Source organism: Sphingobacterium litopenaei (assembly GCF_014692495.1).
GTDB classification, from domain to species: domain Bacteria; phylum Bacteroidota; class Bacteroidia; order Sphingobacteriales; family Sphingobacteriaceae; genus Sphingobacterium; species Sphingobacterium litopenaei.
Window position 1 is genome coordinate 67,848 of record NZ_JACOIJ010000019.1, and the last position, 8,134, is coordinate 75,981.

Annotated in this window: 10 protein-coding genes; 8 read left to right on the top strand and 2 right to left on the bottom strand. The window is 34.7% G+C overall.

What is annotated here, in order from left to right:
- Positions 1 to 12 precede the first annotated feature (12 nt).
- Positions 13 to 1,431 carry an ATP-dependent DNA helicase gene (locus H8B04_RS10865; RefSeq protein WP_190302345.1) on the bottom strand — a complete coding sequence of 473 codons (1,419 nt, stop codon included), beginning with the start codon at positions 1,429 to 1,431 and terminating at the stop codon, positions 13 to 15.
- 97 nt (positions 1,432 to 1,528) lie between these two features.
- Between H8B04_RS10865 and H8B04_RS10870 the strand changes: the two genes are divergently transcribed.
- The 6 genes from H8B04_RS10870 to H8B04_RS10895 all read left to right on the top strand — a co-directional run bounded on the left by H8B04_RS10870 (position 1,529) and on the right by H8B04_RS10895 (position 4,647).
- Complete coding sequence (locus H8B04_RS10870; protein ID WP_190302346.1) at positions 1,529 to 2,323, top strand: DUF3822 family protein; 795 nt, start codon at positions 1,529 to 1,531, stop codon at positions 2,321 to 2,323.
- Positions 2,314 to 2,847, top strand: a complete 534-nt coding sequence (locus H8B04_RS10875; RefSeq protein WP_190302347.1) for an RsmD family RNA methyltransferase — start codon at positions 2,314 to 2,316, stop codon at positions 2,845 to 2,847. The genes H8B04_RS10870 and H8B04_RS10875 overlap by 10 nt, the downstream gene beginning before the upstream one ends.
- Positions 2,848 to 2,849: 2 nt before the next feature.
- A complete protein-coding gene (gene coaD / locus H8B04_RS10880) occupies positions 2,850 to 3,314 on the top strand; it encodes a pantetheine-phosphate adenylyltransferase (RefSeq protein ID WP_190302348.1) in 465 nt (154 codons plus the stop codon).
- Positions 3,315 to 3,426: 112 nt separating this feature from the next.
- Positions 3,427 to 3,750 (top strand): hypothetical protein, encoded by a 324-nt coding sequence (locus H8B04_RS10885; protein WP_190302349.1) that lies wholly within the window; start codon positions 3,427 to 3,429, stop codon positions 3,748 to 3,750.
- A gap of 5 nt (positions 3,751 to 3,755) precedes the next feature.
- On the top strand, positions 3,756 to 4,313 hold the full coding sequence (locus H8B04_RS10890; RefSeq protein WP_190302350.1) for an RNA polymerase sigma factor: 558 nt from the start codon (positions 3,756 to 3,758) through the stop codon (positions 4,311 to 4,313).
- Positions 4,297 to 4,647, top strand: coding sequence for a hypothetical protein (locus tag H8B04_RS10895; RefSeq protein WP_190302351.1), 351 nt, complete (start codon positions 4,297 to 4,299; stop codon positions 4,645 to 4,647). Before H8B04_RS10890 ends, H8B04_RS10895 begins: the two co-directional genes overlap by 17 nt.
- Before the next feature lie 15 nt (positions 4,648 to 4,662).
- On the opposite strand, the gene H8B04_RS10900 is transcribed toward H8B04_RS10895, so the two are convergent.
- Positions 4,663 to 5,970, bottom strand: a complete 1,308-nt coding sequence (locus H8B04_RS10900; protein WP_190302352.1) for a DEAD/DEAH box helicase — start codon at positions 5,968 to 5,970, stop codon at positions 4,663 to 4,665.
- 307 nt (positions 5,971 to 6,277) lie between these two features.
- On the opposite strand from H8B04_RS10900, the gene eno reads away from it, so the two are divergent.
- A complete protein-coding gene (eno, locus tag H8B04_RS10905) occupies positions 6,278 to 7,576 on the top strand; it encodes a phosphopyruvate hydratase (protein ID WP_190302353.1) in 1,299 nt (432 codons plus the stop codon).
- 112 nt (positions 7,577 to 7,688) lie between these two features.
- Positions 7,689 to 7,985, top strand: a complete 297-nt coding sequence (locus H8B04_RS10910) for an FtsB family cell division protein (protein WP_165291766.1) — start codon at positions 7,689 to 7,691, stop codon at positions 7,983 to 7,985.
- Positions 7,986 to 8,134: the final 149 nt, after the last annotated feature.

The following is an 8,134-nucleotide window of genomic DNA, read 5'->3' on the forward strand; positions in this document are numbered from 1 at the left end:
GTTACGGCTTTTTTAATAAAATTTCTCATTGAAATTCACCAAAAATAATTCTTTTGTAGCACGGGTTATTCCTGTATAAAGCCAACGTAGAAATTCCGTAGTAAGCATTTCGTCCGTCATATAGCCTTGATCTACAAATACTAAAGGCCATTGACCACCTTGCGCTTTATGGCAAGTGATCGCATAGGCAAATTTGATTTGAAGAGCATTATAATAAGGGTCTTTCTTTATGGCTTCCATTCGATCCTTTTTCGTGGCAATATCATCGTAATCTTGCGCAATAGATTGATAAAGTTTTTGTTGATCTTCATAGGGCATTTGAGCAGCATCTACGTAAAGACTATCTAATAATACACGACAACGAATAGCATCCCCTTCATTATTATCCATAAATTCCAAATACAAATCTGCAAATCGATACCCATGCATTTCGTGAATATTACTCACTTTTTTTATGATGGCCATATCCCCATTGGCAATAAAACCTGTATGTTTCTCATCATGCTGTTGCAGCCAATAGTAATTATTCTTGACGATCATGACAATATCTCCACCCGTAATTTCTTCTTCACGAAAAAGTATTTGATTGCGGATATGCTTGTTGTATAAGTTAGCAGATTTGTTCGATCGACAAATCACCATACAGTTTTCTATGTCGTATTTGTCATAGGCATAATGCAATCCTTCTATGAGCCTATCGCCTGTCATGCGAAATATATCTTTGAATCCTTGTGTTACAAACTGTGGAAACGTATAGTCTGGAGATTCCTCATCCAATTTAATTTCATTACGAATTTTCGTGGCATTGTAAAGTATTCCTGAGTCTTTATCTTGGCGTACCACATCTGTCATTTCGTAAGTAAATACTTCTAAATTAAACTCGGCATTGATGTAGTTAATGTCCAAAGCGGGACTATAATCTAGTCCTACGGGAGGCAATTGGGCTGTATCGCCCACAAGCATAAGCGTACAATTTTTGCCCGATTGTACATATTGAATCAAATCCGAAAGCAATCCATTAGAAAACATAGAAAATCCTTCTGTGCTGATCATGGATGCTTCGTCAATGATGAATAAGGTATTCTCGTGCAGATTTTCCGCAATATCAAAATCCATTTGAAGCGTGACTGCACTTTTTTTACGATAGATTTTTTTGTGTATAGTTAGTGCTCTTCTTCCCGAATACGCACTCATTACTTTAGCGGCTCGACCAGTAGGAGCGAGCAATACAGATCTTTTATTAATGCTCGAAAGGGATTTGACCAAAGCGGAGATGATAGTCGTCTTACCAGTACCTGCGTAACCTTTTAGTATAAAACAAGATTGATTCGAGAAGGTATGAAGAAATTCAGCCAATAACCCAAAAACTTGCTCTTGTTGAGGTGTGGGTGACCATAAAAATTGTTGTAAGAGTAAATTTTTTATATGCACGTTCAAAGTTATTCAAAAAGGTTTGTCAATTCAATTCTAAAAGCTAATTTTGTTTGAAGGGCACATTGTTAGCGTCATTTCTAAGTACTTTTTATACATGAATTACATATCGGGAGATTTTCATTTACATTATATTCCATCTTACACATTATATGTTCAAAGTGATTTGCATAGAGATCATTTGGTCGTAGTAGGGCCTGAAAATGATGTTTTGGTTTATATTACTTATTATAATGAAAAGCCATCGTTAGAAGCTACCAAAATATTGAGCATGCCGTTTGAAAAGGTGTATGTCAGCCTGCCTCATCAAAGCCTATTATGGATTCCGTCGGAAGTATTCGATCCCAGTGAAATAGATTTATACACCGACTATTTCTTAGATACACGTGAAGATAGGATTGAATTTACGGAAATCGAAAATCAAGGTGTTACCGCTTTATATCAAATAGAGGCTACATTGATGAATAGATGGAGAAGCATTTTTCCTTCTGCGATGATTTTGCCAAGTTTTTCAGCGGTATTGGGACAAGCATTCCGAAATATTGATTACGCTTTAGAATTATTAACGGTTCATATTTATGGTAATCAAGCTGATATTTTTCTGTTTGTAAATAGCGAAATACGTCTTTATAATACTTTCGAAATCCAAACTCCAGATGATTTAGCCTATTACGTGCTGAGCATCATGAAAAACTTTGCTATCGAAGGTAAAGTTCAAAAAATTATGTTAAGTGGTGCACCTAAAGATTCCGAATGGGGAGATAGATTGTCTATTTACACAAAGCAATTGGACGAAATGAAATCAACATATAGCTGGAAATCGTACAATAGTAAAGTTTCTCAAGCTATAAAAAACTTAAATACCTTAGTAGATTTGTCTATATGCGAGTAATAGGTGGGAAAATTGGTGGTATCCGTCTAAATCCACCTACAAATTTGCCGGTTCGTCCAACGACAGACATTGCCAAAGAAGCATTATTTAATATATTGCAACACCAATTGGATTGGGAAGATTGCAGTTGTCTAGATCTTTTCTGCGGTACTGGTAATATTTCATTTGAATTAGCTTCTAGAGGTGCCCAGGAAATTGATGCGGTAGATATTCATTCTAAATGCCTTTTTTATGTAAAGGATATCGCTAAGCAATATGATTTAAATATTGCTACACGCAAAGCCGATGTATTTAAGTTTATTACTTCTTGTAAAAAATCGTACGATTTTATTTTTGCAGATCCACCATATGATGTTGCACAGCTTCCTCAGTTGCCGCAAATGATTTTGGATAACGGATTGTTAAAAGAAGGTGGTATATTAGTAGTGGAACATCCGTCTACACGTAAGTTAGTGGATCATCCTCTGTTAGTCGAAACTAGAAAGTATGGATATTCCTCTTTCAGTTTTTATCAAAATAAATAAGTATGAAAGTAGCAGTTTTTCCTGGTTCTTTTGATCCATTTACCTTTGCACACAAAGATTTAGTGGATAGAGCTTTGCCTTTGTTTGATAAGATTTATATTGCTATTGGAGTTAATTCTTCTAAAAAGGGATTGTTAGATTTTGAAACACGTAAAGCTGCTATTGAAGAATTATATAGTGACCAATCCAAAGTAATCGTCGATACGTTTACAGGCTTGACAGTTGAGTATTGCAAAAATGTAGGTGCTAAGTTTATTTTACGTGGTCTCCGTAATGCTACGGATTTGGATTTTGAAAATGCTATTGCACAAAACAATCTTATTCTAGCTCCCGAAATAGAAACCTACTTCTTACTAGCTCGTACAGGATTAGCACATATTTCATCTACTATAGTTCGAGATATTTTAGCAAATGGAGGTACAGTCAAAACTTTAGTACCTTCTGAAGTTTTAGGATATATTAAATAAAGAAAATAAAAATATTGATATAAAGCATTTTACATAAAGTAAAATGCTTTTTTTATTTTACGTGCAACCTTTTGTATTTGGATCGCAACTAATATTATAAAAAGGAGAAATTATGGAAAAAGAAATGATGGCAACAATTGTCTCATTAGGTTTTTTTGCGGCAATTGTTTTATCAATATATTTCATTATGAAGTATAAAACAATGATGCAGCCTAAAACTTATGAACCAAATTTAGTTAAACAAAAATCGGATTGGCAGAAACCAGGAATTGTAGTTTTAGGCACAGGGCTAGGTGTATTGGTAGTCGGATTATTAAAAAGCTTCAACCAATTCTATTTACACGGTTCGATAAGTATTGGTATTATCGTTATTTTCACAGGAATATCGTTGATTGTAGCCCAACAATTAGATAAAAAGGATTCTACAGAAGAATAAACAGAATGGATAGACTTTACATCGAAAAAGTATTGGCTGGAGATTTACATGCTTTCAACTATTTTTTGAAGACATATAAAGACATGGCTTATTCGGTGGCAATATCCATTGTCAAACAAGAGCATCTTGCTGAAGAAATCGTGCAAGATGCTTTTATGATCTGTTATCAATCCTTACGTAATTTTAAGGGAGATGCTAAATTCAGTACTTGGCTGTATCGTATTGTGGTCAATTGTTCTTTTGGTGCGTTAAGAAAGACAAAAGGTACGATACAGGAATTTAATTTGGAAGAGCATGATATGTCATTTGATCAATCCGCCTTTCATCTTTTAGAAAGAAAGGAGAGAGAACATCTTGTGCAGGAAGCCTTATTAAAACTTCCATCTAATGAAGCTTTGGCTTTGCGCTTATTCTACTTGGAAGAACTCAGTATTCTGGAGGTAACACAAGTGACTGGATGGACAGAAACGAATATTAAAACTATACTGCACCGTGGGAGGAAACATTTATATGCTGTTTTGTCCAAATCAATGAAAGGAGAGTATTATGAAATTGGACGATAAAAACTTAAAAGAGATACTTTCACATAGTAAACTGAAATTGCCGTTTTCGGATTTCGAGGATCGGATGTTGCAGAAAATTCAAGATTACGAGCTGAAGAAAAATGCTGCTGATAAAAATAAATTTTTCAGTTATCTGTGCTTTCTTGCTGGAATAATTTTAGGAACTGTGATAAATAATTTAATTTCTAGAAATTTAAATGAAATAGTTCCTAGTCTCGATTTGCAAGACAAAATAACTTCCGCCATTCAATTGATTTATGTGATTATGATAGTACTTTTTGCTGTGAAAGTCTGGGAATTGTCGAAGATGAATTTTAGAAATCTTTTTAAATAAAAAATCCGAACTTGATTAAGTTCGGATAAATTTTATTTTATTGCCTTTGATCTTTCCGTTACTTCCTTCTTTGATTATTTGGGTAGCAACTTTCCTTTTTACAGCGATATAAGCTTCTTTGTCTTTCACTTCGATGATACCAATATCATCTTTTTCTAGACCTTTAAGTTTAAGAATATAGCCTACGATATCAATTTTATTTACCTTATCTTTTTTACCCGCAGAGATAAACAAAGTAGAGTAAGGGGTATTATTTGGAAGCGGAAGATCTTCTTCTATAACTAACTCTTCTGTTGATTCTGGTAAGTAAGGGAAATCATCATCAGGTTTTAGCATGACAATAACTTCACCTTTAGCATGCATACGTGCTGTACGACCGTTACGGTGGATGAAAGCATCTTCCTTACTTGGCAATTGATAGTGAATAATGACATCAATTTCGGGAATATCCAAACCGCGTGCTGCCAAATCTGTAGTCAACAAGATACGGTTACTGTTATTTCGGAACTTTAGTATAGACAATTCACGATCTCGTTGTTCTAATCCACCATGGAAAATATCGTGAATCAAATCACGGTCATCCAATAATTCGGAAATATGATCTACAGCATCGCGATGATTGCAGAAAATCAAAATTTTCTGATCGCCAAGCATACATAATAAATTGAATAATGCTTTTAATTTATGCTGTGCTGGTGCAATTACTTTTTTATATACAATAGAAGGCTTATTTTCTTCCGAATCCAAGTTGTCTACTTTGATGACATCGTGCAATGTCACAAAGTCAGGTAACTCTGTCAAGTCTGTCGCAGATGTCAGAATCTTCTGTTTGATATTTGGTGTAGCATCTATGATTTGTTGTAACTGCTCTTGAAAACCTAATTCTAAAGATTTATCAAATTCATCCAACACCAAAGTATGCACATCTTCTGTCGTAATATAGTTACGCTCAAGGTGATAGATGATACGTCCTGGAGTACCTATAATAATAGATGGAGCATCACGAAGCGCATTTTTTTCTATTTTGGTGTCATGACCACCATATACACATAAGACTTTATAGCCTGTGATCACTTTTTTTATCACCGTTTCAATCTGTAAAGCTAGCTCACGTGTCGGCACGACAACAAGAGTTTGAGTTTTTAAAGCTTTATCCGATTGGATAAGTTTAGATACTAATAAGCTAAACGCTAATGTTTTACCTGATCCAGTAGGAGAAAGTAAGACAAAATCTTGGTTAGCTTTGAATTGTTCCAATACGCTTTTCTGCATATTGTTCAATTCGGTAATCTGTAGTTTTCTTAGTATCGATGTGATTTCCATGCTACAAAAGTAGGCAATTTAATATAGGCTTTAAGTATAAATGTTAAAAGATTGTTAAAAGGCAACTGCCATTTTTGTTTTGGCACAGCTATTGAATATGTATTAGTAATTCATAATTTAGGTTAATAATTGGTTAGTTAAGAAGCCTTCAATCTCCCCGGTTGAAGGCTTCTTTTAATTTTTAACTTTATAGCAATAGTTATTATTAATTACTTATTTTTGGAATAAATACGATATATTACTATATTAGTGTCCGAAATACACTAAGTGTATCTTTAGAAAAAGTCATAAACCCAATTAAAATACAATGAGTTTAATTATCGATGTTAAAGCGCGTCAAATTTTAGATTCGCGCGGTAATCCAACAGTGGAAGTTGATGTAACTACGCAAAATGGTTTTGTAGGTCGTGCTGCGGTTCCTTCTGGAGCTTCAACAGGAGCTTACGAAGCAGTAGAATTGCGCGATGGTGATAAATCAAAATACTTAGGAAAAGGCGTTCTTAAAGCTGTTGAGAATGTGAACACTAAAATTGCAGAAGCTTTAGTAGGTGTTGATGTATTCGAACAAAATGCTATCGACAAGATCATGATCGATCTTGATGGTACTGAAAATAAAGGTAACTTAGGTGCTAACGCGATTTTAGGTGTTTCTTTAGCTGTTGCTAAAGCTGCTGCTCAAGAATCACGTCAACCATTATACCGTTACATTGGTGGTGTAAATGCAAATACATTACCTATTCCAATGATGAACATCATCAATGGTGGTTCTCACTCTGATGCACCTATCGCATTCCAAGAGTTTATGATTATGCCTGTTGGTGCACCTTCATTCTCTGAAGCATTGCGTTGGGGAGCAGAGGTATTCCATACATTGAAAAAAATCTTACACGACCGTAACTTATCTACAGCAGTAGGTGACGAAGGTGGTTTTGCTCCAACATTTGATAGTACTGAAGATGCAGTAGAAACTGTATTGAAAGCTATCGAAACTGCTGGTTACAAACCAGGTTCTGATATCTGTTTAGCATTAGACTGTGCTTCTTCCGAATTCTACAAAGACGGTAAATACGATTACACGAAATTCGAAGGTGATAAAGGTGCTATTCGTACAAGCGAAGAGCAAGCTGCTTACTTGGCTGAATTAACGGAAAAATATCCTATTATCTCTATCGAAGATGGTATGGCTGAAGATGACTGGGCTGGTTGGAAAACATTAACTGAAAAAATCGGCGACCGTGTTCAATTAGTAGGTGACGATTTGTTCGTAACAAACACTGTACGTTTACAACAAGGTATTGACGCGGATACTGCAAACTCAATCTTAGTAAAAGTTAACCAAATTGGTTCATTAACTGAAACTATCAATGCTGTTACTTTAGCACAAAACTCTGGATATACTTCAGTAATGTCTCACCGTTCGGGCGAAACAGAAGATGCAACAATTGCTGACTTAGCTGTAGCATTAAACTGTGGTCAAATCAAAACTGGTTCGGCTTCACGTTCTGACCGTATGGCTAAATACAATCAATTGCTACGTATCGAAGAAGAATTAGGTGCTAACGCTCGTTTCATCGGTAAAGATTTCAAATTTGCTATCAAAAAATAAGTTTTCTTATTTCTAGCATATCAAAAGGAGAGACGAAAGTTTCTCCTTTTTTTGTTTGGTTTAAAATCAATATATTTAAGAGAATTTTAAAAGTTAATCTTATTTTTGTGTCATGGAAAGAGCAGTATCTTTAGTCAAAAATAAATTCCTCATTGCAGGATTGGCCTTCTTGGTATGGATGTGCTTTTTTGATCGCTATGACTTTGCAACCCAATATGGTTACCAAAAGGAACGTAACAAGTTGCAGTACGAAAAAGAATTTTATACAACAGAAATCGATAATCTCGAAAAATCCATCAAAGATGCGCAATATAATCCAAGTGAAATCCAACGTATCGCGCGAGAAAAATATAAAATGAAAAAGGACAATGAAGATATTTATGTGATATCAGAGGTTGCTCCTAAATAATAAAAGAATCCCAATCAACTGAGAGGGCACTGAAAAAGTTTCTATTTTTTTAAGAGACTTAAAAAAATGACTGAGTATAGTATTAAGCTTACTCAGTCATTTTTGTTTTAGGGATTTCTGGAAGATTGTTTATTAGTTGTCCTTATTGT